Source organism: Caballeronia sp. ATUFL_F1_KS39 (assembly GCF_023630985.1).
Lineage (GTDB): Bacteria > Pseudomonadota > Gammaproteobacteria > Burkholderiales > Burkholderiaceae > Caballeronia > Caballeronia zhejiangensis.
Map to the genome: position 1 here is coordinate 294,434 of NZ_JALQDZ010000005.1, position 24,030 is coordinate 318,463.

A 24,030-nucleotide genomic window follows, 5' to 3' on the forward strand; every position below is an offset into this window, starting at 1 on the left:
GACATCATTCGTTCACTTAGCCTTTGGCCGCAGCCATGCACGACAAAATCCTGATTCTCGATTTCGGCTCCCAAGTCACCCAGCTGATCGCGCGGCGCATCCGCGAGTCGCACGTCTACTCGGAAATCCATCCGTACGACGTCGACGAGACGTTCATCCGCGAATTCGCGCCGAAGGGCATCATCCTGTCCGGCGGCCCGAACTCCGTCACCGAGGCGAAGTCGCCGCGCGCCCCGCAGATCGTCTTCGATCTCGGCGTGCCGGTGCTCGGCATCTGCTACGGCATGCAGACGATGGCCGATCAGCTCGGCGGCAAGGTCGAACTCGGCAACGTGCGCGAATTCGGCTATGCGGAAGTGCAGGCGCTGAATCACACGGGCTTTCTGGAAGGCATTCAGGATTTCGCCAGCGACAAGGGCGAGTCGATGCTCAAGGTTTGGATGAGCCACGGCGACAAGGTCGTCGATCTGCCGGCGGGTTTCAAGCTGATGGCCTCGACGCCGTCGTGCCCGATCGCCGCGATGGCCGACGACGACCGGCGCTTCTACGGCCTGCAATGGCATCCGGAAGTCACGCATACGGTGCAGGGCCGCGCGATGCTCGACCGCTTCGTGCTGGAGCTGTGCGGCGCGAAGGCCGATTGGGAGATGGGCCATTACATCGACGAGGCGGTCGAGAACATCCGCGCGCAGGTCGGCAATGAGCACGTGATTCTCGGCTTGTCGGGCGGCGTGGATTCGTCGGTGGCGGCGGCGCTTTTGCATCGCGCGATCGGCGACCAGCTGACGTGCGTGTTCGTCGATCACGGCTTGCTGCGTCAGAACGAGGCGGAGCAGGTCATGTCGACGTTCGCGGATCACCTGGGCGTGAAGGTGATTCACGTCGATGCCAGCGAGGAATTCCTGCAGAAGCTTGCGGGCGTGACCGATCCGGAGGCGAAGCGCAAGATCATCGGCGCGGAGTTCGTCGAAGTGTTTCACAACGAATCGGACAAGCTCACCGATGCCAAGTGGCTCGCGCAGGGCACGATTTATCCGGACGTGATCGAATCGGCGGGCAAGGGCAAGAAGGGCGCGCATACGATCAAGAGCCATCACAACGTCGGCGGTTTGCCGGAGACGCTGAATTTGAAGCTGCTCGAACCGCTGCGCGAGCTTTTCAAGGACGAAGTGCGCGAACTCGGCGTGAAGCTCGGTCTGCCGCCCGCGATGGTGTATCGCCATCCGTTCCCCGGTCCGGGTCTCGGCGTGCGGATTCTTGGCGAAGTGAAGCGCGAATTCGCGGACCTGCTGCGCCGCGCCGATGCGATTTTTATCGAGACGCTGCGCAACACCATCGACAAGGAAACGGGCAAGTCGTGGTACGACCTGACGAGCCAGGCGTTCGCGGTGTTCCTGCCGGTCAAGAGCGTCGGCGTGATGGGCGACGGGCGCACCTATGAATACGTCGTCGCGCTGCGCGCCGTGCAGACGCTCGACTTCATGACCGCGCATTGGGCGCACCTGCCGCATGATCTGCTCGGGCATGTTTCCAATCGCATCATCAACGAAGTGCGCGGGATCAATCGGGTGGTGTATGACATCTCCGGCAAGCCGCCTGCGACGATCGAGTGGGAGTGATCCGCGTCTGATTGCGAGGGGGCATGACTGATTCCGCGTCCGATCGCCCCACCGATTCGCTCTTCTTCGCGCTCTATCCGGACGCAGTCGCCGCCTCGCGCATCGCCGAACTGGCGGCGCGGCTGCGTATCGAGCACACGCTGAAGGCGAGGGCGATTCCCGCCGATCGCCTTCACGTCACCCTGCATTATCTCGGCGCCTTCGCAGGCGTTCCCGCCGATGTGGCCGCGCACGCTTGCGCCGCAGCATCCCGAATCGCGTTGCCGCCCGTCGATGTGACGCTCGACCGTATCGAAAGCTTTTCCGGCCGTCGCGCGAGACGCCCGCTCGTCGTTTCCGGCGATGTCACCGAGCCGCTCGACGCGCTCGAACGAACGCTCGGCACGGCGCTGGAAGCGGCAGGCATCGCACTGAAGCGGCATCCCCGTTTCACGCCTCATGTGACCTTGCTCTACGACGAACACCGCGTCGCGCGTGAGCGCATCGAACCCATCGCATGGACCGTGCGTGAGTTCGCGCTCGTGCGCAGCCGGCTCGGCAAATCGCAACACGAAGTCCTCGCGCGCTGGCCGCTCGTGCCGTGAATCGGCGGAACCACGCGCAATAAAAGGTTTCGCGGATTTTTCTAACGCGTTAAGGTGCGTGTATCGGAATGAATCGAGACGAAGCGCTTACATGACCCGATCCCGCCTGCTGCACATCACGCCCGACACCCACCACGTCCAGATCGATCTCGTCTACGCGACCGATCGCAATTTCACCGGCAAGCCCATCTACAAGGCGCAGCACTGCCTGCTGCTCGAGCCCGCCGAAGCGGCATTGCGTAAAGCCGTCGATATCGCGACGAGCATCGGCATGACGCTCAGGATCTTCGACGCCTATCGTCCGCCGCAAGCGCAGAAAGTGCTGTGGGATTTCCTGCCCGATCCGACCTTCATCGCCGAACTCGGACGCGGCTCGAACCATAGCCGCGGCACGGCGGTGGACCTGACGCTCGTCGATCGCGACGGCAACGAGCTCGACATGGGCACCGGTTTCGATGCGATGGTCGCCGAATCCGAGCACTTTCACTTCGGCTTGCCGGAGCATGTGCAGCGCAATCGCACGCTGCTGCTGGGCGTCATGCACGGCGCGGGCTTCACGCACATCAAAAGCGAGTGGTGGCATTACGAATTGCCCGGCTCGCGCGAACTTGCTCTGATCGACAACGAAGAATGCGGCCCGCTGCGGCTCATGTAATCGGGGATTCGACATGAAACTGACTGCACTGATCACGGCGCTGATGCTCACGTTGATGAGCGCGCCGCCGGCAAGCGCCGCGACGCCGAAAGACATGTTCGTCATGGCCACGTTGCTCGATGAATTCACGTCGCTCGATCCCGGCGAAATCTACGAACTGGTGCCGGAGGAATACGTCGCGAACACGTATGACCGTCTGGTGCGCGTCGATCTGAAGGATCCGTCGAAATTCAATGGCGATGTCGCCGAATCGTGGACGGTGAGTCAGGACGGCCTCACGTTCACGTTCAAGATCCGGCCGGGACTCAAGTTCCATTCCGGCAATACGCTCACCGCCGATGACGTCGCGTGGTCGATTCAGCGCACCGCGCTGCTCGACAAGGGCGCGGCGGCGGTGCTTGCGGGCATCGGGCTGACGAAGGCGAACGCGTTGCAGAACGTGAAGAAGATCGACGATACGACCGTCTCGATCACGACGGATCAGCGCTATGCGCCGACCTTCGTGCTCAACGTGCTCGGTTCGTGGCCGGCGTCGGTGGTGGATCGCAAGCTCGTCGAATCGCACGCGAAGGGCAACGACTACGGCAACGAGTGGCTGAAGACCAACGAAGCCGGTTCGGGCGCGTACAAGCTCGTGAAATGGACCGCGAACGACAGCATCGTGCTGCAACGCTTCGACGGCTATCGCATTCCGCTCGCGATGAAGCGCATCGTGCTGCGTCACGTCACGGAAGCGGCGAGCCAGCGTCTGATGATCCAGAACGGCGACATCGACGTCGCGCGCGACCTCTCGCCCGACGATCTCGACACGCTCTCGAAGAACGGCGTCATCAAGGCGACGGCCGTGCCGCAAGCGACACTCATGTATCTCGGCCTCAACAACAAGAATCCGAATCTCGCGAAGCCGGAAGTCTGGGAAGCGATGAAGTGGCTCATCGACTATCAGGGCATTCAGAAGAACGTGATCCGCACGACCTACAAGGTTCACGAAGCGTTTCTCCCCGAAGGCTTTCTCGGCGCGCTGAACGAAAACCCGTATCACCAGGATGTCGCGAAGGCGAAGGCGCTGCTCGCGAAGGCGGGCTTGTCCAACGGCTTCACGGTGAAGATGGACGTGCGCAACGATTATCCGTACAGCGAGATCGCGCAAGCCGTGCAGGCGAATCTCGCGCTCGCCAACATCAAGGTGCAACTCGTGCCGAGCGACAACAAGCAGACGCTCGGACGATATCGCGCGCGGGCCCACGATATCTACATCGGCGAGTGGTCGGCGGATTACATCGATCCGCACAGTAACGCGCAGGGCTTCGTGTGGAATCCGGACAACTCGGATGCATCGAGCTACAAGATGCTTGCGTGGCGCAACGCGTGGGACATTCCACAACTGACGAAGGAAACCAACGCGGCGCTCGCCGAAAGCGATACGAAAAAGCGCGCGCAGCTGTACGAGAAGATGCAGCGTGAAGTGCTCGCGAAATCGCCGTTCGTCATCATGTTCCAAAAGGTGTCGCAGGTGGCGGCGCGGCCCGGCGTGACCGGTCTCGACGTCGGGCCGATCAACGATCTCGTGTCGTATCGCAACATCAAGAAGCAGTGAACACGGTCACGCTCATCGGCTCGCGGCGCGGCGGCGCGCGCATCGCATTGGCGCTCGCGCGCTGGATCGCGATGCTCGCCATCACGTTCACGGGCTTGCTCGCGATCACGTTTTTCATCGGCCGCAAGATTCCGATCGATCCGGTGCTCGCGATTCTCGGCGATCGCGCGTCCGCGACGGCTTATGCCGCCGCGCGTCTGCGGCTCGGTCTCGACAAGCCGCTCATCGAGCAATTCCTGATCTACGCGCGCGACGTGCTGCACGGCAATCTCGGCATTTCGCTGTTGACGGCAAATCCGGTCATCGACGACATCAAGCGCGTCTTTCCCGCGACGCTCGAACTCGCGACGCTCTCGACCTTCATCGGCATCGCGATCGGCGTGCCGCTCGGCGTCGCGGCGGCGGTGAAGCACAATCGCATCGTCGATCACATCGCGCGCGTGATCGGGCTCGCCGGAAGCTCCGTGCCGGTGTTCTGGCTCGCGCTGATGGGCCTGCTGCTCTTTTACGCGCGGCTGCATTGGGTGTCCGGGCCGGGACGCATCGATCCGCTTTACGACGGCATGGTCGATACCCGCACGGGCAGTTTGCTCATCGATTCGCTCATCGCCGGCGAATGGGATGTCTTCGAGAACGCGTTCTCGCATATCGCGCTGCCGGCGAGCGTGCTCGCGTTCTATTCGATCGCGTATCTGTCGCGGATGACGCGCTCGTTCATGCTCGAACAACTGAGCCAGGAATACGTGACGACCGCGCGCGCGAAAGGGCTGCCCGAGCGCCGCGTGATCTGGCGGCACGCGTTCGGCAATATCGCGGTGCCGCTGCTGACGGTGATCGCGCTCGCATACAGCTATCTGCTCGAAGGCTCGGTGCTGACGGAGATCGTGTTCGCGTGGCCGGGCATCGGCTCGTATCTGACGGGCGCGCTGTTGAACGCCGACATGAACGCCGTGCTCGGCAGCACGCTCGTGATCGGCGCGACGTTCATCGCGCTCAATCTGTTGACCGACGCGCTGTATCGCGTGTTCGATCCGCGTGCGCGCTGACATGGAGGATCTTGCGCAGATGAAACAGCCGCGAACGGGCTCGCGCGCGTGGCTCCTGACCGATACGCCCGCGTCGCCGCGTCAAGCCGCGCTCGGGCGCGCGTATCGGCGCTGGCGGCGGTTCTCGTCGAATCCGTTGAGCATGCTCGGACTCGCGATCCTGCTGCTGCTGATCGTAGTCGCGGCGTTCGGGCCGATGCTCGTCACGCAGGATCCGTTGCAGCAGGTGCTCGCCGAACGTCTGACGCCGCCCGGCGCGGCGCACTGGTTCGGCACCGATCAACTCGGCCGCGACATCCTTTCGCGGCTCGTGCACGGCTCGCGCCTGACGCTCGCGATCGCGATGCTCGTCGTCGTGCTCGTGGTGCCGGTCGGGCTTTTGATGGGCACGGTGGCGGGTTATTGCGGCGGCATCGTCGATACGGTGCTGATGCGCTTGACCGACGTCGCGCTCGCATTTCCGAAGATCGTGCTCGCGCTCGCGTTCGCCGCCGCGCTCGGGCCGGGCGTGCTCAATGCGGTGATCGCGCTGTCGATCACCGCGTGGCCGCCGTATGCGCGTCTCGCGCGCGCGGAGTCGCTGCGGCTCGCGCAGGCCGATTACATCCATGTGGCGCGTCTGCAAGGCGCTTCGCATCTGCGCATTCTGCTGCGGTATATCGTGCCGCTGTGCTCGTCGTCGGTGATCGTGCGCGCGACGCTCGACATGGCCGGCATCATTCTCGCCGTCGCCGGTCTCGGCTTTCTCGGACTGGGCGCGCAGCCGCCGAGCCCGGAATGGGGTTACATGGTCGCGGCGGGCCGCAACGTGCTGCTCGACGCGTGGTGGGTCGCGACGATTCCCGGCCTCGCGATCCTCGCGGTGAGCCTCGCCTTCAACCTGCTCGGCGACGGTCTGCGCGACGTCTTCGATCCGCGTCACGGAGGCTGACATGCCCGATGCGCTGGCTGAAATCGACGGACTGGACGTGGCCTTCGCGAGCCATGACGGCGTGCTCATGCCCGCCGTGCGCGGCGTATCGCTGACGGTGCGGCGCGGCGAGCGGCTCGGCATCGTCGGCGAATCGGGATCGGGAAAATCGCTGACGGGGCGCGCGCTGCTCGGACTGCTGCCGCCCGAGGCAAAATGGTCGGCTAAGGCGCTGCGTTTGGAAGGACAGGACCTGCTCGCGATGCGCCCGAAAGCGCGCCGCCGCCTGTGCGGCACGCGCATGAGCATGATCCTGCAGGATCCGAAGTTCTCGCTGAACCCGGTGATGACCGTCGCGCAGCAGATGCGCGAAACCTTTGTGCGGCAGGGCGTGAAAGAAGGCCGGCGCGCGTTGCGCGAGCGCATCGTCGCAGCGCTGGAAGCGGTGCATATCCGCGATCCGCAGCGTGTCGCGGATGCGTATCCGCACGAACTGTCCGGCGGCATGGGCCAGCGCGTGATGATCGCGATGATGGTCTCGGCCGGCCCGCGCCTTCTGATCGCCGACGAACCCACGAGCGCGCTCGATGTCCTCGTATCGATGCAGGTGCTTGCCGTGCTCGACGAGATGATCGCGCGCCACGATACCGGCCTCGTGTTCATCAGCCACGATTTGCCGCTCGTGATGTCGTTCTGCGACCGCGTCGCGGTGATGTACGGCGGTCGCGTCGTCGAGACGTGCGCGGCGCGCGATCTCGTTCACGCGACGCATCCGTACACGCGCGGGCTGCTCGAAGCGAATCCGCCGCTCGAGAATCCGCCCGACGAGTTGCCGACGCTGCGCCGCGACCCTGCGTGGCTCGATGAAGGCATCGCGCGATGATCGAAATCGAGCGCGCGCTCATCCGCTTCAAGACGAAGAGCGGTCACGTCGACGCCGTGCGCGACGTTTCGCTGCGCGTGGAAGAGGGCGAGGTTTTCGGACTCGTCGGCGAATCGGGCAGCGGCAAGTCGACGTTGTTGCGCGCGCTCGCCGGGCTGACGCCGCTGTCGGGCGGCAGGATAAGCATCGGATCGCGCCCTGGAAGCCGCGACGTGCAGATGGTGTTCCAGGACCCGTACGGCGCGCTGCATCCGCGCTTCACCGTCGACAAGACCTTGCGCGAGCCGCTCGCGATCAACGGCATCGGCGACGAAGACACGCGCATTCTCGCCGCGCTCGCCGAAGTCGGGCTCGGTCCGGCGTATCGATTCCGCTATCCGCATCAGTTGTCGGGCGGGCAGCGCCAGCGCGTGTCGATCGCGCGCGCGTTGATCGTCGAGCCGCGCGTGCTGCTGCTCGACGAGCCGACCTCCGCGCTCGATGTCTCCGTCCAGGCGGAAATCCTGAACCTGCTGCGCCGCCTGCATCGCGAACGCAAGCTGACGATGATCCTCGTGAGCCACAATCTCGCCGTGATCGGCTTTCTTTGCCAGCGCGTCGCGGTCATGCGCAACGGCGAAATCGTCGAGCAACTGGGCGTCGATGCCGTGCGTTCGCGCGACGTTACGCACGAGTACACGCGCCGGCTTCTGCTCGCGACAGAAGGCTACACGCGACAGAACGCGTAGTCGTCGTACAAGCACAATCGTCATGACGCGGTCAATGGATGTTGCGCGAACGACGCATAAGCACGGCGATAAGCCCGGTATACGACGACGCGCGGCGGGCCGGCTTGTCTTCGACGAAACCGGTGCCGCCGCCGCTGATAGAATGTGCGCTGGATTGTCGAGACGTGCCGAACAACGCGCGAGCGTGGTTTTCCGGCTGCCTTCCGACTTCGAGCTAACCAACGGAAATCGTGACAGACCGCGCCCGTTCGCGGGTGAAAACCGGTCGTAATCCCCGATGAAATTGCTAGATGCTTTGGTCGAACAGCGGATCAACGAAGCCGCTGCGCGTGGCGAGTTCAACAACCTGCCGGGCGCGGGCGCACCGCTTCACTTCGACGACGACACCCTCGTGCCCGAGGAAGTGCGCGTCGCCAATCGAATCCTCAAGAATGCGGGCTTCGTCCCGCCGGCAGTCGAACAGCTTCGCGCGCTGCGCGGGCTTCAGGAAGAGTTCGACAAGGTGACGGACCCCGCGGCCCGTTGCCAGCTGCAAGCCAAGATGCTCGCGCTCGACATGGCGCTCGAGTCGCTGCGCGGCGGCGGCTGCGTGCCGCATGAATATCGCCGGCGCATCGCGGAGCGTTTGTCCGAGCGCGCGCAGTCGCGCGTGGCGGTGGACGTCAAGTGACCGGCCTGCCGGATGCGGCCGATCCCGCGCCCAGCGCTCAAATCGCCGATCCTGCCAGCGAACGCGATCGCCGCTTCATGGCGCTCGCGCAACGCGCCGCCGACGAAGCCCGTCGCGCGGGCGAAGTGCCCGTCGGCGCGGTCATCGTGCTCGGCGACGAAGTCATCGCCACCGGCTTCAATCATCCGATTCGCGGACACGATCCGTCCGCGCATGCCGAGATGGCCGCGCTGCGCGCCGCCGCCCAATCGCTCCAGAACTACCGCTTGCCGGGCTGCGAGCTCTACGTGACGCTCGAACCTTGCCTGATGTGCGCGGGCGCGATCATGCACGCGCGCATCTCGCGCGTCGTCTACGGCGCCACGGACCCGAAAACGGGTGCGTGCGGCAGTGTCGTCGACATGTTCGCGAATGCGCAGCTCAATCACCACACCACCGTGACGGGCGGCGTGCTCGCGGATGAATGCGGGCATGCGCTCAAGAATTTCTTCGCCGAGCGCCGCCGCCTCGCGCGCGACGAACGCGATGCGCGCCGCGCGCGCGAAGCCGGGCAACCCGCCGCCGATTCATCTGATCGAATAACAACATCGTGAAATCACGCACCATCGACCTCGTTGCGCCCTCTGGCTATCCACACGATCCGGCGGCCGTCGAGCGCGGCATCGGACGGTTGCGCAGGGAAGGGCATCGGCTCGAAAACGTCGACGCGACGCGCCGACGCTTCCAGCGCTTCGGCGGCACCGATGCGGAACGCGCCGCCGATCTCAATCGTCTTGCGGATGCATCGCGCCCGTTACCTGACATCGTACTTGCAGTGCGGGGCGGATACGGCGCGTCGCGCATCCTGCACGGCCTCGACTACACCGGGCTGCGCAGGCTCGCGGATCAGCCGGTGGCGATCGTCGGCCACAGCGATTTCACCGCGATTCAGTGCGCGCTGTTCGCGCACGCCGGTGTGAAAAGCTTCGGCGGACCGATGTTCGCGGGCGATTTCGGCGCCGAGCAGGTCAGTTCGTTCACGATGCAGCACTTCTGGAACGCGATCTCGCGACCGAGTTTCACCATCACGAGCCATACGCCGCAGCAACAGACCGTCGACGCGACCGGCATGCTGTGGGGCGGCAATCTCGCGATTCTGGCGTCGCTCGTCGGCACGCCGTATCTGCCGCCGGTCGAGGGCGGAATCCTGTACATCGAGGATGTCAACGAGCATCCGTTTCGCATCGAGCGGATGATTTATCAGCTGTATCAGGCGGGCGTGCTCGGTCGGCAGCAGGCGATCGTGATGGGGGAGTTCTCCGGCGGCCGTCTGTCGGACTACGACAACGGCTATTCGCTCGACGCGATGATCGAGCAGGTGAGGTCGGTGACGGGCATTCCGGTGGTGACAGGATTGCAGTTCGGACACGTCGAAAATCTGCTGACGCTGCCTTTCGGTGCGGCGGCGCACCTTATCGCGAGCGAGCGGGGCTTCACGCTGAAACTTTCCGATTACCCGCATCTGGCTTGAGCCCGCGTGGCAAGGCGCTCAAGCGAGCGCCTTATTTTTAGCTCGGCCCTGCAACTAACTGTCGGTTCATGCACCGTCCGCGACAACTGCGTGCACCACGTCGGCGCTAGAATTGTCGACAAAAAAGAGGCGACAATGCTGACAAAAACTTGTGGAATCTGCTGCGATGCCCGCCGATATTGGGCCTCAGTAAAACGCGGTACTCGAAAAACGCGCGGTAACCGATAATTTTAAAAATGAATTGTTGACAATCTTTATGTCGATTCTAAGATGCTTAACATGCAAGCGAGCACATCATGTCCGACACCAAGCGTAGTGCTGCATCGAATGTTTCGGATTCCGCTCCCAATGGGGCGAACGCCGAGTCGATCGCCGAGAACATCCGCGCCGCGATCCTCGAGCATCGGCTGGCGCCGGGCGCGAAGCTGACCGAAGCGCAGTTATGCGAGGTGTTCGCCGTGAAGCGCGGCACCGTCCGCCAGGCGCTCGCGCAACTGTCGAACGAACGGCTCGTCGATCTGGAGCCGAATCGCGGGGCGTTCGTCGCGAGTCCGTCGTTGCAGGAAGTGCATGAAGTGTTCGAAATGCGCCGCATCATCGAATTGGCCGTGGTGGACCGAATTGCGCAAGGGCACGGCGTGCGTCGGCTGAAGTCGATCAGCGCGACGATCGGAAAAGAGCGCCGCGCTTTCGAAAGCCACGATTTTTCGTCGTGGATCCGGCTCTCCGGCGAGTTTCACACCGAACTCGCGGCGCTTACCGGCAACACGGTGCTGTGCGAATGCCTGTCGGGACTCGTCGCGCGTTCGACGCTGATCTCGGCGCTGTATGAATCGCTCGGCAAGAGTTCGTGCTCGTTCGAAGATCACGAAGCGATTCTCGCCGCGCTCGATGCAGGCGATGCAGCGAAAGCCGGCGTGTTGATGGCGCAACATCTGCGCGACGTCGAACTGAAGATGCTGGAGCGGCCGGCACGCGGCGCGGTCGATCTGAAGGAAGTGTTCATGAAGCCCGCCGAGCGCGAACGAGCGCTCGATATGTAAGGCAGACAGACGGCAGATCGGACTATCTGCCATCGGCTGAATCAAGCAGGACTAAATAACTGGAGACCGTGCCTCGCGCTTCGCGAGAAGGCGCGTGGAGAGTCGCACGCTTTGAAAATCCGTAGCGTGTATCGCACCGAACAGGACGCTCGTGTGAGCGTGAAATGAAAGCCGCCGCAGGGCGGGCGTGCCGGGCCGATGCCTCGCGCGCTCTCGGCCTCATGCCCGAAGGCGAAAACGCAAATCCGAAGAATGCCGCGCGGGATGGAGACATCCGACACGTCAGCGAAGGCATCCGATCGAAGGTTGAACCCCGAGCATTTGCAGTTTTCTCATCACGCAAGCAGCCAATGAAGGAGACGTCATGGCCCAGTTCAGTGCATCCGGCAGCTCAACCCTGCCGCCGCTCGACAACGAGTATGAAGAGCAACATCTGCCCGCCGGTTACAGCGACCGGCTCTACAACGAGGACCTCGCCCCGCTCAAGAATCAGACCTGGGGCGCGTACAACATCTTCGCGTTCTGGATGTCGGACGTGCACAGCGTCGGCGGTTATGTGTTCGCCGGAAGTCTCTTCGCGCTCGGCCTGACGAGCTGGCAGGTGCTGGTGTCGCTGCTGATCGGCATTGGGCTCGTGAACGTGCTGTGCAATCTGATCGCTAAACCGAGCCAGGTGGCGGGCGTGCCGTATCCCGTCGCGTGCCGCGCCACGTTCGGCGTGCTCGGCGCGAACATTCCGGCCGTGATCCGCGGGCTCATTGCGGTGGCGTGGTACGGCATTCAGACATATCTGGCGTCGAGCGCGCTCGTCATCGTCGTGCTGAAGTTCGTGCCGTCGCTGATGCCTTATGCCGACGTCCACAAGTACGGCTTCGTCGGGCTTTCGGCGCTCGGCTGGGCGGGCTTCATGCTGCTTTGGGTGCTGCAGGCCGTCGTGTTCTGGCGCGGCATGGAGATGATCAAGAAGTTCATCGACTTCGCCGGTCCCGCCGTCTACGTCGTGATGTTCATTCTCGCCGGCTATATGGTGTGGCGCGCGGGCATCGACAATATCGGCCTGAACCTCGGCGGGGTGAAGTATCACGGCACGGAAGTGATTCCCGTGATGATCACCGCGATCGCGCTCGTCGTTTCGTACTTCTCCGGCCCGATGCTCAACTTCGGCGACTTCTCGCGCTACGGCAAGAGCTTTCGCAGCGTGAAGCGCGGCAACTTCTGGGGCCTGCCGGTCAACTTCCTGGCGTTCTCGGTCGTGACCGTCATCACGACTGCGGCGACGCTGCCGGTCTTCGGCCAGCTCATCACGGATCCGGTGGAAACCGTCGGCCGCATCGACCATCCGTCTGCTGTGATTCTCGGCGCGCTGACCTTCACGATCGCGACCATCGGCATCAACATCGTCGCGAACTTCGTGTCGCCGGCCTTCGACTTCTCGAACGTCGCGCCGAAGCTCATCAGCTGGCGCATGGGCGGCATGATGGCGGCGGTCGCGTCGATCTTCATCACGCCGTGGAACCTGTTCAACAACCCGGCCGTGATCCACTACACGCTGGATATTCTCGGCAGCTTCATCGGACCGCTGTATGGCGTGCTGATCCTCGACTTCTATCTCGTGAAACGCGGCAAGCTGGTGGTCGACGATCTCTACACGGTGTCGGAACAGGGCAAGTACTGGTACACGAAGGGCGTGAACCGCCGCGCGGTGATGGCGCTCGTGCCGGCCGCCGTGCTCGCGACGCTCTGCGTGATGGTGCCGGCGCTCGAAGCCGCTGCGAACTTCTCGTGGTTCATCGGTGCGGGACTCGGCGCGGTGTTCTATTACTTCCTCGCGGATCGCAAGCGCGGAGTCTAAAACGATAGCTGGAACCTGAGAGAATTTCCAAAGGCAGTGTGGAGACAGCAATGCGCATCAAACTGATCAACCCCAACACGACGCAGCGCATGACCGACTCGATGGGCCGCTGCGCCCGCGAGGTCGCCGCGCCCGGCACGGAGATCGTCGCCGTCAGCCCGACGATGGGCCCGCCGTCCATCGAAGGCTATTACGACGAGGCGGTCGCGTCGCTCGGTCTGCTCGCCGAAGTGGAAGCGGGCGAAAAGCAGGGCTTCGACGGCTATGTGATCGCGTGCTTCGGCGATCCGGCCCTTTACGCCGCACGCGAACTGGCGCGCGGCCCGGTGATCGGCATCGCGGAGGCGGCGATGCATGCGGCGAGCGTCATCGCGCCGGGATTTTCCGTCGTCACGACGTTGCAGCGTACCGTCGGCATGGCTTGGCATCTGGCGGAGCGCTACGGCATGGAGCGCTTCTGCAAGAACGTCCGCGCGACAGACGTCCCCGTGCTCGAACTGGATGTGCCGGGGTCGCCGGCGCGTCGGACGATCATCGACGAATGCCGGCGCGCGCTCGACGAAGACGGCTCGGACGCCATCGTGCTCGGCTGCGCGGGCATGGCGGAGTTCTGCCGCGAAGTGGAGGACGCGATCGGCGCGCCGGTGGTGGAGGGCGTGACGGCCGCGGTGAAATGGGCGGAGGCGCTGATCGCGCTGAAGCTGCACACGGCGAAACGCGGCGACTACGCGCGCCCGCTCGCGAAACGGTACGACGGCGTGCTGTCGGATTTCAGCCCGCGCCGATAGCCTTTTCGCCGGACACATACCGATGACGTGACCCGGATTATGCGCCCTGATGTATGGGCGCGTCCGGGTCTTTTAGCTACACTGAATCGTCGACAATCCCGTTTTTTCAACGCTTGAGCAGAACGCCAGCCATGTCACTCGATCCGAACTACCCACGCGATTTGATCGGCTACGGCCGCCACCCGGTGCAGGCGAACTGGCCGGGACGGGCGCGCGTCGCCGTGCAATTCGTGCTCAATTACGAAGAAGGCGGCGAGAATTGCGTGCTGCACGGCGATCCGGGCTCCGAGCAGTTCCTGTCGGAGATCGTGGGCGCGGCGGCGTATCCGTCGCGTCACATGAGCATGGAGTCGATCTACGAATACGGTTCGCGCGCGGGCGTGTGGCGCATCCTGCGCGAGTTCGAGAAGCGCGGCATGCCGCTGACGATCTTCGGCGTCGGCATGGCGATCGAGCGGCATCCCGAAGTGGCGAAGGCGTTCGTCGAACTGGGGCATGAAATCGCGTGTCACGGCTATCGGTGGATTCACTATCAGGACATGTCGCCGGAGAAGGAAGCCGAACACATGCGCCTCGGCATGGAAGCGATCGAGCGCGTGACGGGCGTGCGGCCGCTCGGCTGGTATACCGGACGCGATAGCCCGAATACGCATCGGCTGGTCGCGGAATACGGCGGTTTCCTCTACGACTCCGACTATTACGGCGACGACCTGCCGTTCTGGACCGGAGTCGAAGTGACGGGCGGCGAGAAGAAGCCGCATCTGATCGTGCCGTACACGCTCGACACCAACGACATGCGCTTCGCGACGCCGCAAGGCTTCAACACGGGCGATCACTTCTTCACGTACCTGAAAGACGCGTTCGACGTGCTCTACGAAGAAGGCGACGAAGCGCCGAAGATGCTGTCCATCGGCATGCACTGCCGCTTGCTCGGCCGGCCGGGGCGCTTCCGTGGCCTGCAGAAATTCCTCGATCACATCGAGAAGCATGATCGCGTGTGGGTTACGCGGCGTGTCGACATCGCGCGTCACTGGCGCGAGCAACATCCTTTCGAAAAAGCTAACAACGGGACGGCGGCATGAAGGCGATGCACTACACACTCGACCAACTCAACACCATGCCCGCCGACACGTTCGTGACGGTGCTCGCGGGCATTTTCGAGCACTCGCCGTGGGTGCCGGAAAGAGCGGCGCAACAGCGCCCGTTCAAGGACATCGACGCGCTGCATCGCGCGATGTCGCAGATCGTCGAAGAGGCCGGCGAAGACAGGCAGCTCGCGCTCATCAACGCGCACCCGGAGCTCGCGGGCAAAGCGGCGGTGCGCGGCGAGCTGACCGCCGAATCGACGCGCGAACAAAGCGGCGCGGGCCTGAATCTGTGCACGCAGGAAGAGTTCGACAGGCTTCAGTCGCTGAACGCGCAGTATCGCGAGAAATTCGGGTTTCCGTTCATTCTCGCGGTGCGCGGCTATGACCGTCACGGCATCATCGCGAACTTCGAAGCGCGCGTGAATCACGACCGCGCCGAAGAATTGCGCACGAGTCTCGACCAGATTTACCGGATCGCGGGCTTCAGGTTGAACGACCTGATTCAAGCGGCGTAATCCGCAAACAACCGTAAACGAACGAAAAGAAGGACAGAAACAAATGGCAATCCCGACTCTCGATCCCAATGCGCCCGACTTCACGCGCCGCTATGTGAACCTGGCGGACCCGCGTCTGGGCGCGCAGGCACTCGAGGCGAGCGACGATTTCTTCGCGCCGAAGGAACGCATGCTGAATCCCGAGCCGGCGGTGTTCATTCCCGGCAAGTACGACGATCACGGCAAGTGGATGGACGGCTGGGAAACGCGCCGCAAGCGCACGACGGGCTATGACTGGTGCATCGTCAAGCTCGCGCGTCCGGGCGTCATCAAGGGCATCGATGTCGACACGAGCCACTTCACCGGCAACTTCCCGCCGGCGGCGTCGATCGAAGGGGCGCATGTCGCCGACGGCGCACCGAATCAGTCGACGCAATGGACGGAAATCGTCCCGTCGACGACGCTGCAGGGCAACAGCCATCACTATCTCGAAGTCGAGGTCCAGCAGCCGTTCACGCATCTGCGCGTGAACATCTATCCGGATGGCGGCATCGCGCGTCTGCGGGTCTATGGCCAGCCGCAACTCGACTGGAGCAACGCGGACAAGCATGCGCTCGTCGATCTCGCCGCGATGGAAAACGGCGCGTATATGGTCGGCACGAACAATCAGCACTTCGGTCTCGCATCGACCTTGCTGATGCCGGGCCGCGGCGTGAACATGGGCGACGGCTGGGAAACGCGCCGGCGTCGCGAGCCGGGCAACGACTGGTGTATCGTCGCGCTGGCGCAGCCGGGCATCATCAAGAAGGTCGAAGTGGATACCGCGCACTTCAAGGGCAATTTCCCCGACCGCTGCTCGCTTCAGGCGGCATACGTGAAGGGCGGCACGGACAGCTCGCTCGTCACGCAGGCGATGTTCTGGCCGGTGCTGCTCGGCGAACAGAAACTGCAGATGGACAAGCAGCATTTTTTCGAGTCCGAACTCGCCGCGCTCGGCCCGGTGACGCACGTGCGCTTCAATATTTATCCTGACGGCGGCGTGTCGCGTCTTCGTCTCCTCGGAACCCTTGCATGATGAAGAAACTCGCTATCGAACCGTTGACGCGCGCAGCGTTCAAGCCTTATGGCGATGTCATCGAACTCGATGGCGCCAAGCAGATTCCAATCAACCTCGGCACCACGATCCGCTTCCACGATCTGTGCAACGTCGACGTGACGGACGGCGGCGGCCACGCGATCGTCAATCTGTTTCGCGGCCAGCCGCGCACGCTGCCGTTCGAATGCAAGATGATGGAGCGTCATCCGCTCGGCAGCCAGGCGTTCATTCCGCTCGATGACCGGCCGTATCTCGTCGTCGTCGCGCCCGCAGGCGATCTCGACGAATCGAAGATCCGCGCCTTCGTCACGCGCGGCTGGCAGGGTGTGAACTATGCGAAAGGCGTGTGGCATCACCCGCTGCTCGCGCTGGGGAAGGTGAGCGATTACATCGTCGTCGATCGCGGCGGCGGCGAAGGGCACAACCTCAACGAGCAGGATCTGAAGGAATCGCTCTGGCTGACCGAAGACGCGCTGCGATAGGCGCATCGAAAGCAGCACCCGCGCAGTGACGAAAGACCGGAACGCACCTCCGGTCTTTTTTTTCGTCACAGCGCCGCCCACACCACCCGATATCGCCGCCTTCCCACCCGAAATCTCCGTTGAACGGGACAGACCCGCCCCTTACCCTTGACGGACGGCTTGCATCCGGCCAGCGTCCGCCTCGGGACCGTCCGGTGCCGCACTAATAAATACGGAGACAGCATGAGCGATTCGGCCAGGAGGCGCGCGAGCGTAAGCGGTAACGATCAGTATGACTACATAGTGGTCGGGGCAGGATCGGCGGGATGCGCGGTCGCGAGCCGCCTTGCCGACCAGCAAGGGGTCACGGTCGCATTGCTGGAGACCGGCCCGGACGATCATCACTACACGGTGTGGGCGCCCGTCGGCGTGGCGAAGCTGGCGGTGAAGGAAAATGTGCGCAACTACGGTTATCACACGCTGCCGCAACCGTCGCTGAACAACCGGGTGTCGTTTCAGCCGCGCGGCCGCGGACTCGGCGGCAGCTCGTCGATCAACGGCATGCTGTATGTGCGCGGTCATCGCAACGATTACGATCGATGGGCGCAACTCGGATGCCGCGGCTGGAGCTACGAAGAAGTCCTTCCGTACTTCCGCAAGGCCGAGTCGAACGGCCGGATCCGCAATGGTCTCGACGACGCCTTCCACGGCGCGCAAGGCCCGCTGCACGTCTGCGATCAGCGCACGCTCAATCCGTTCAGTCAGCGCTTCATCGACCCCGCGTTGCAGGCGGGCATGCGGCTCAATCACGATTTCAACGGGCAGCATCAGGAAGGCGTCGGGCTATATCAGGTCACGCAGTACAACGGCGAGCGCTGGAACACCGCGCGCGCGTATCTGCATCGCGGCGACGCAGCCGATGCATCGCTCTGCGGCGGCCGCGACTCGCTCTCGGTGATGACCGGCACGATCGCGCTGCGCATTGAGTTCGACGGCAAGCGGGCGACCGGCGTGCGCGTCGTGCGCGATGGCGTCGAGCGCAGCCTGCGTGCGCGTCGCGAGGTCATCGTGTGCGCGGGCGCGTTCAATTCGCCGCAACTGCTTCTGGCATCGGGAATCGGCCCGGCCGCGCATGTGCGCGAGATGGGTATCGATGTCGTGCACGATCTGCCGGGCGTCGGCGAGAACCTGCAGGATCACATCGACATCACGATCAAGAAGGCCGTGCCGACCGCCGATCTCTACGGCTACTCGTGGCGCAACATCGCGCGCATGATTCCGGAGCTGATGCGCTACAGGCGCGACCGCACAGGCATGTTCGCATCGAACATCATCGAGGCGGGCGGCTTCACGCGCAGCCGCGAAGGGCTCGCGGAACCCGATCTGCAGTTCGCGTTCATTCTCGCGCTCGTGGGCAGCCGTGGCGACGGCGCGGGCAGGAAAGCGCCGCCGGGATACAGCTGTCACGCGACCAACCTGCGCCCGAAAAGCCGTGGCGTGCTTCGCCTCAAGTCGCGCGACATGCGCGATGCGCCGCTCATCGATCCGCGCTATCTGAGCGTGGAATCCGACATGGACAACCTCGTGACCGGCGTGCGGCTCATTCGCCGGATTTTCTCGCAGCCCGCGCTTGCGCAAGCGGGCGGGCGCGAGCTCATGACCGACGATTTCGGCCCCGGCGAGGGCGATGAGCGCGCCATTCGCGCTTACATCCGCGAGCATGCGGACACGCTCTTTCATCCGGTCGGGACATGCAAGATGGGCGTCGATGAACTCGCGGTCGTCGACCCCGACCTGCGCGTGCGCGGCATCGATGGTCTGCGCGTGGCCGACGCCTCGGTCATGCCGACGATCATCGGCGGCAACACGAACGCGCCGACCATCATGATCGCGGAGAAGGCCGCGGATCTCATTCGTGCCGCCGTCTCCACCGAGACGCGCGTCGAGGCAATCTAATTCAGCGGGGAACATCGCATGCAAAACGGTGACACACAGGCGCTGCCGAAACCTTATCCGCCGTCGCTGCCGGCGACCGCGGCGACGCGCGCGGCGCACGAGCGCGCGCTGCACGAACTGCCTCCCGACGATCCCGAGGAGGAAGCGGACGCGCGGCGCGGATTCATCGGCACGGTGCCGGACGCCGAGGTGCGCGGCGCATATGGCCAGCTCGTCTGGAGCCTCGCGGACTACGCCTTTCTGAACGAGCCCGAGGCGCCCGACACCGCGCATCCGTCGCTGTGGCGTCACGCCCGCATCAATTCGCTGCACGGCCTTTTCAAGGTGACGGAGCGCATTTATCAGGTGCGGGGTTTCGACGTCTCGAACGTCACGTTCATCGAGGGCGACAGCGGGCTCATCGTCATCGATCCGCTGACATGCAAGGAAACCGCCGAGGCCGCGCTCGCGCTCTATTGCGCGCATCGGCCGAAGCGTCCGGTCGTGGCCGTCATCTACAGCCATAGCCACGCGGATCATTTCGGCGGCGTGCGCGGCGTCACGAATGACGCGGATGTGCAGGCCGGGCGCACGGCGATCATCGCGCCGGCCGGGTTCATGGAAGAGGCGGTGTCGGAAAACGTGATGGCCGGCCCGGCGATGGCGCGCCGCGCGCAGTTCCAGTTCGGCCACACGCTCGCGCGCAACGCGTGCTGCCAGATCGATGCCGGCATGGGCAAGACCATGCCGCGCGGCACGATCACGCTGATTCCGCCGACGCAGCTCATTCGGGAGCCGCTGGAGACGCATGTCATCGACGGCGTCGAGATCGTTTTCCAGCTGACGCCGGAAAGCGAAGCGCCCGCCGAAATGCATTTCTACTTCCCGCAGGAGCGCGCGCTCAATCTCGCGGAGAACGGCACGCGCTCGCTGCACAATCTGTGTCCGCTGCGCGGCGCGAACGTGCGCAATGCGCAACGCTGGGCGCGCTATCTGGGCGAGTCGCTGGAGCGCTTCGGACGCCACGCGGATGTCGTGTTCGCGCAGCACAACTGGCCGACTTGGGGCCGCGAGCGTATCGCCGGATATCTCGAAGCACAGCGCGATTTATACAAGTATCTGCACGATCAGACCGTACGCATGATGAATCGCGGCATGAACGCGGCCGAGATCGCGGAGGTCATGCGCCTTCCCGATTCGCTTCACGCGCTGTGGCACGCGCGCGGCTATTACGGCACGGTGTCGCACAACGTGAAAGCGATCTATCAGCAGTATCTGAGCTGGTACGACGGCAATCCGTCGAATCTGCACGCGCTGCCGCCGGAACTGGCGGCGCCGCGCTACGTCGAGTACATGGGCGGCGCGGATGCCGTGCTCGAACGCGCGCGCCGGGATTTCGGCAAGGGCGAATATCGCTGGGTCGCTCAGGTGATGAATCATCTCGTGTTCGCGCAGCCGCAGTTGCTCGAAGCGCGCGCACTGGGCGCGGCGGCGCTGGAGCAGATGGGCTATCAGGCCGAATCGGCGACGTGGCGCAATGCGTTCCTTCTGGGTGCGCGCGAGTTGCGGGAAGGGCATCGCGCGGCGACGCAGTTCGCGAGCCGCAGCCGCGACATGGTGTGCGCGATCACCGAAGACATGTTCTTCGACTATCTGGCGGTGCGTATCGACGGGCTGAAGGCACAGAATCTGACTGCGCGCTTCGACTGGCGTTTCAGCGATGTCGACAAGCGCTTCTCCGTGAATCTGCAGCACGGCGCGCTGACGTGGTCTGCGCTGCCGTCTGCGTTGCCGCCGCACGCGCAGATCGACATGACGCGCGAGACGCTGAATCTGATCCTCTGCGGCGAAACCGGCTTCGCGGGCGCACTGCGCGAAGGTCAGATCCGCGTCACGGGCGATCTCGACGCGTTCAAGTCGCTGCTCGGCGCGCTCGAACAGGTCGACAACGACTTCAACGTCGTGGAACCGTAAGCGGCGCGTCGTTATCGCGTATCGAAAGGCCGGTGCGGGCGCGCCGGCCTTTCGCGTTTCGGGGCGCGCTCTTTATCGAACGGCTAAGATAGTCGGCCCAGACGAGCCTGAAACAAGGAACCACGCATGATCGATCTTCGCAGCGACACCGTCACCCGTCCCAGTCAGCCGATGCTCGCCGCGATGACCGCGGCCAAAGTCGGCGACGATGTCTGGGGCGACGATCCGACCGTCATCGAATTGCAAGGCAGGCTCGCGGAGCGCACGGGCAAGGAAGCGGGCCTGTTCTTTCCGAGCGGCACGCAGAGCAACCTCGCGGCGTTGATGGCGCATTGCGCGCGCGGCGACGAATACATCGTCGGCCAGCAGGCGCACACGTACAAGTACGAAGGCGGCGGCGCGGCGGTGCTCGGCAGCATCCAGCCGCAGCCGATCGAAAACGCGCCCGACGGCGCCTTGCCGCTCGACAAGATCGCGGCGGCGATCAAGCCGATCGACAATCACTTCGCGCGCACGCGTCTGCTCGCGCTCGAAAACACCATCGGCGGGAAGGTGCTGCCGGCGTCTTATGTCGCGGAGGCGACGCAACTCGCGCGCAGTCGCGGTCTGTCGACGCATCTCGACGGCGCGCGCGTATTCAATGCGGCGGTGGCATCGGACAAACCAGTCGGCGAACTGTGCGCGCCGTTCGACTCGGTTTCCGTCTGCTTCTCGAAGGGGCTGGGCGCGCCGGTCGGTTCGGTGCTGGTCGGATCGAAGGCATTGATCGATGTCGCGAGCCGCTGGCGCAAGGTGCTCGGCGGCGGCATGCGCCAGTCGGGCGTGCTGGCGGCGGCGTGTCTGTATGCGCTCGATCATCACGTCGATGGCCTCGCGCAAGACCACGACAACGCCGCGCATCTCGCCGCCGGCCTCGCACAGATCGATGGCATCAAGATTCAGTCGCACGCGACGAACATGGTCTTCGCGCAGATTCCCGAGGCGCATTGCGCGCGGCTCGAAGCCTTTCTGAAGGAGCGCGGCATCCTCACGCAGATGCTCTATGCGTCGCGCTTCGTCACGCATCGCGATGTGTCGCGCGCCGATATCGACACGGTCGTTCGCGCGGTGAAGGATTACTTCGCACGTTGAAGGTCGAATGAAAAATGCCCCGCTTCCGAACGAAGCGGGGCATTTCATTGCGCGCAGCGGCAAGCTTATTCGACAGCGCCGCCTGCAAACCACGCCGCCACCTTCTGACGCTCCGCATCCGTCATTTGCGTGACGTTGCCGAGCGGCATCGCCTTCAGCGTCACGGCCTGCTGATGCACGCGCTGCGCATTCTGCTTGATTTCCGCGGGCGTATCGAGCAGGACGCCGGCGGGTGCGCTGCCCATCATCGTCGGATGCGCGGAGTGGCACGTCGCGCAACGCTGCTGGATGATCGGCTGAATGTCGGAGACCTTGATCGTCGGCGCGCCTGCGGCCTGGGCGACGGGCACCGAAGGTGCGGGCATCGTCCATGCGAACGCGCCGAGCACCAGCACGAGACCCGCGACCGGCATGTACCACAGCACCTGGCCGCGATGGCGCATCACGAAGAACTGGCGAATCAGCGCCCCCGCCAGCATGATGAGCACGAGGATCAGCCAGTTGTACTTGTGCGTGTAGGTCATCGCGTAGTGGTTCGACAGCATCGCGAACACCACCGGCAACGTGAAGTACGTGTTGTGCACGGAGCGCTGCTTACCGCGCTTGCCGTAGATCGCGTTCGGCGTTTCGCCCTTGAGCATCGCGGCGACCATCTTGCGCTGGCCCGGAATGATGACGAAGAACACGTTCGCCGACATGATCGTCGCGATCATCGCGCCGGTGATCAGATACGCCGCGCGGCCCGCGAACACATGGCACGCGATGAACGCAGCGATCAGCACATAGATGCCGACGCAGATGCCGAGCAGCTTGTCGTTGGTGCCGAGCACGCGGCACAGCGTGTCGTACACGATCCAGCCGGCCATCAGAAAGCCGAGCGCGGCCGATACGGCGACCACCGGACCCATGTCGAGCACGCTCTTGTCGATGAGATACGTGCTCGGCGCCATCAGATACAGCACAAAGAAGAGGCCGAAGCCCGACATCCACGTCGTGTACGACGGCCAGAACGACCAGTGCAGGTTTTCCGGCATGTCCTGCGGCGCGACGGAATACTTCTGCATGTGATAGAAACCGCCGCCGTGAACGTGCCAGAAATCGCCGAACACGCCGCGTCGGCGCGCGTTCGGGTCGGTTGGCGGTTTCAAACTGTTGTCCAGCGCGACGAAATAGAACGATTCGCCGATCCACGCGATCGCGACGATGACGTGCAGACAGCGCAATACGAGATTGAGCCAGTCGGTGACAAAGCCTTCCATGTACTCCTCCACTACCGATTCGTTATGTGCTTGTTGGGTTCAAGCGATGTTTTGGCTGCCGCTCAGCTTCCGCGATAGGTGCTGTACGCCCACGGCGACACGAGCAGCGGAACGTGATAGTGCGACGAAGCATCCGCGATGCCGAAGCGCAGCACGACGCGATCGACGAAGCGCGGCTCGGGCACTTTCACGCCGAGCGCGGCGAAGTAATCGCCTGCGTGGAACACGAGTTCGTATTCGCCGGTTTCGAAGTCGGCGCCTTCGAGCAGCGGCGCATCGGCGCGGCCGTCGTCGTTCGTGTGGATGGTCCTGATCGCGCGGCGGGCGTCGCCGTTGAGCGCGAACAGCTCGACTTTGAGGTTCGCGCCCGGGCGGCCGTGCGCGGTGTCGAGGACGTGGGTAGTGAGCTTGCCCATTCGCAGTTTCCTTGAGTTGTGCGAGATCCGGCTTTGCGCATCGATCCGAAATTCGGCACCTGATTACTCGAGGTGCGTCTGCGGCGGATCGAGGCTCCACGTCAGTGGCTACATACCCGTCGGCGTTTCAGATGCGCGCCGTGTACAGCATTGTAGGAATTCGAGACGCGCTGTGCGGCCGCGATAGGAAAGATAATGCCTGACGCATGACAGCGTCGCGTAAGCAAGACGCACGCGCTCGGAATCGCTTTTTGCCGATGCTACCCGCGCCAATAATCGGGAATATATTGC

The 24,030-nt window shown here is 63.8% G+C and carries 23 protein-coding genes; 21 read left to right on the forward strand and 2 right to left on the reverse strand.

The features are described from left to right. Positions 1-35 precede the first annotated feature (35 nt). The 21 genes from guaA to ltaE all read left to right on the forward strand — a co-directional run bounded on the left by guaA (position 36) and on the right by ltaE (position 22,064). Positions 36-1,619, forward strand: a complete 1,584-nt coding sequence (gene guaA, locus NCR93_RS06105; RefSeq protein WP_008350045.1) for a glutamine-hydrolyzing GMP synthase — start codon at positions 36-38, stop codon at positions 1,617-1,619. A 23-nt stretch (positions 1,620-1,642) separates the two neighbouring features. After that, positions 1,643-2,203 carry an RNA 2',3'-cyclic phosphodiesterase gene (gene thpR / locus NCR93_RS06110; RefSeq protein WP_175979993.1) on the forward strand — a complete coding sequence of 187 codons (561 nt, stop codon included), beginning with the start codon at positions 1,643-1,645 and terminating at the stop codon, positions 2,201-2,203. 91 nt (positions 2,204-2,294) lie between these two features. Next, a complete protein-coding gene (ddpX, locus tag NCR93_RS06115; protein ID WP_008350041.1) occupies positions 2,295-2,858 on the forward strand; it encodes a D-alanyl-D-alanine dipeptidase in 564 nt (187 codons plus the stop codon). A 13-nt stretch (positions 2,859-2,871) separates the two neighbouring features. Continuing rightward, the gene (locus NCR93_RS06120; RefSeq protein WP_175979994.1) at positions 2,872-4,455 is read left to right on the forward strand and encodes an ABC transporter substrate-binding protein; all 1,584 of its coding nucleotides are present in this window, start codon (positions 2,872-2,874) and stop codon (positions 4,453-4,455) included. Positions 4,456-4,526: 71 nt separating this feature from the next. Next, complete coding sequence (locus NCR93_RS06125; protein ID WP_235366356.1) at positions 4,527-5,501, forward strand: ABC transporter permease; 975 nt, start codon at positions 4,527-4,529, stop codon at positions 5,499-5,501. 19 nt (positions 5,502-5,520) lie between these two features. Next, a complete protein-coding gene (gene nikC, locus NCR93_RS06130; RefSeq protein WP_008350036.1) occupies positions 5,521-6,432 on the forward strand; it encodes a nickel transporter permease in 912 nt (303 codons plus the stop codon). A gap of 1 nt (position 6,433) precedes the next feature. After that, complete coding sequence (locus tag NCR93_RS06135) at positions 6,434-7,294, forward strand: ABC transporter ATP-binding protein (RefSeq protein ID WP_175979995.1); 861 nt, start codon at positions 6,434-6,436, stop codon at positions 7,292-7,294. Beyond that, the gene (locus NCR93_RS06140; protein WP_008350032.1) at positions 7,291-8,022 is read left to right on the forward strand and encodes an ABC transporter ATP-binding protein; all 732 of its coding nucleotides are present in this window, start codon (positions 7,291-7,293) and stop codon (positions 8,020-8,022) included. Before NCR93_RS06135 ends, NCR93_RS06140 begins: the two co-directional genes overlap by 4 nt. Positions 8,023-8,299: 277 nt before the next feature. Continuing rightward, a complete protein-coding gene (locus NCR93_RS06145) occupies positions 8,300-8,692 on the forward strand; it encodes a DnaJ family domain-containing protein (RefSeq protein ID WP_033537251.1) in 393 nt (130 codons plus the stop codon). After that, entirely contained in the window at positions 8,689-9,285 is a 597-nt protein-coding gene (gene tadA, locus NCR93_RS06150) for a tRNA adenosine(34) deaminase TadA (protein ID WP_175979996.1), read from the forward strand. The genes NCR93_RS06145 and tadA overlap by 4 nt, the downstream gene beginning before the upstream one ends. Continuing rightward, positions 9,279-10,202, forward strand: a complete 924-nt coding sequence (ldcA, locus tag NCR93_RS06155; protein ID WP_174447754.1) for a muramoyltetrapeptide carboxypeptidase — start codon at positions 9,279-9,281, stop codon at positions 10,200-10,202. Before tadA ends, ldcA begins: the two co-directional genes overlap by 7 nt. Positions 10,203-10,498: 296 nt before the next feature. After that, entirely contained in the window at positions 10,499-11,245 is a 747-nt protein-coding gene (locus tag NCR93_RS06160) for a GntR family transcriptional regulator (RefSeq protein ID WP_239294943.1), read from the forward strand. 364 nt (positions 11,246-11,609) lie between these two features. Continuing rightward, positions 11,610-13,097 carry an NCS1 family nucleobase:cation symporter-1 gene (locus NCR93_RS06165; RefSeq protein WP_175979998.1) on the forward strand — a complete coding sequence of 496 codons (1,488 nt, stop codon included), beginning with the start codon at positions 11,610-11,612 and terminating at the stop codon, positions 13,095-13,097. Positions 13,098-13,147: 50 nt separating this feature from the next. Next, positions 13,148-13,885, forward strand: coding sequence for an aspartate/glutamate racemase family protein (locus NCR93_RS06170; protein WP_008350020.1), 738 nt, complete (start codon positions 13,148-13,150; stop codon positions 13,883-13,885). Positions 13,886-14,016: 131 nt separating this feature from the next. After that, positions 14,017-14,967 carry an allantoinase PuuE gene (gene puuE / locus NCR93_RS06175; protein WP_250532187.1) on the forward strand — a complete coding sequence of 317 codons (951 nt, stop codon included), beginning with the start codon at positions 14,017-14,019 and terminating at the stop codon, positions 14,965-14,967. Then, positions 14,964-15,488 (forward strand): 2-oxo-4-hydroxy-4-carboxy-5-ureidoimidazoline decarboxylase, encoded by a 525-nt coding sequence (uraD, locus tag NCR93_RS06180; RefSeq protein WP_008350016.1) that lies wholly within the window; start codon positions 14,964-14,966, stop codon positions 15,486-15,488. The genes puuE and uraD overlap by 4 nt, the downstream gene beginning before the upstream one ends. A gap of 43 nt (positions 15,489-15,531) precedes the next feature. After that, positions 15,532-16,542, forward strand: a complete 1,011-nt coding sequence (alc, locus tag NCR93_RS06185; RefSeq protein ID WP_175979999.1) for an allantoicase — start codon at positions 15,532-15,534, stop codon at positions 16,540-16,542. After that, positions 16,542-17,045, forward strand: a complete 504-nt coding sequence (locus tag NCR93_RS06190; protein WP_033537260.1) for an ureidoglycolate lyase — start codon at positions 16,542-16,544, stop codon at positions 17,043-17,045. The genes alc and NCR93_RS06190 overlap by 1 nt, the downstream gene beginning before the upstream one ends. Before the next feature lie 222 nt (positions 17,046-17,267). Beyond that, on the forward strand, positions 17,268-18,980 hold the full coding sequence (locus NCR93_RS06195; RefSeq protein WP_175980000.1) for a GMC family oxidoreductase: 1,713 nt from the start codon (positions 17,268-17,270) through the stop codon (positions 18,978-18,980). Between the two features lie 18 nt (positions 18,981-18,998). Next, positions 18,999-20,933, forward strand: coding sequence for an alkyl/aryl-sulfatase (locus NCR93_RS06200; RefSeq protein WP_175980001.1), 1,935 nt, complete (start codon positions 18,999-19,001; stop codon positions 20,931-20,933). Between the two features lie 126 nt (positions 20,934-21,059). Continuing rightward, on the forward strand, positions 21,060-22,064 hold the full coding sequence (gene ltaE / locus NCR93_RS06205; RefSeq protein ID WP_008350005.1) for a low-specificity L-threonine aldolase: 1,005 nt from the start codon (positions 21,060-21,062) through the stop codon (positions 22,062-22,064). Between the two features lie 65 nt (positions 22,065-22,129). Here ltaE and NCR93_RS06210 read toward each other — a convergent pair whose 3' ends face one another. Further along, complete coding sequence (locus NCR93_RS06210; protein WP_008350004.1) at positions 22,130-23,323, reverse strand: urate hydroxylase PuuD; 1,194 nt, start codon at positions 23,321-23,323, stop codon at positions 22,130-22,132. Between the two features lie 62 nt (positions 23,324-23,385). Further along, a complete protein-coding gene (gene uraH / locus NCR93_RS06215) occupies positions 23,386-23,739 on the reverse strand; it encodes a hydroxyisourate hydrolase (RefSeq protein WP_034473589.1) in 354 nt (117 codons plus the stop codon). Between the last annotated feature and the right edge of the window lie 291 nt (positions 23,740-24,030).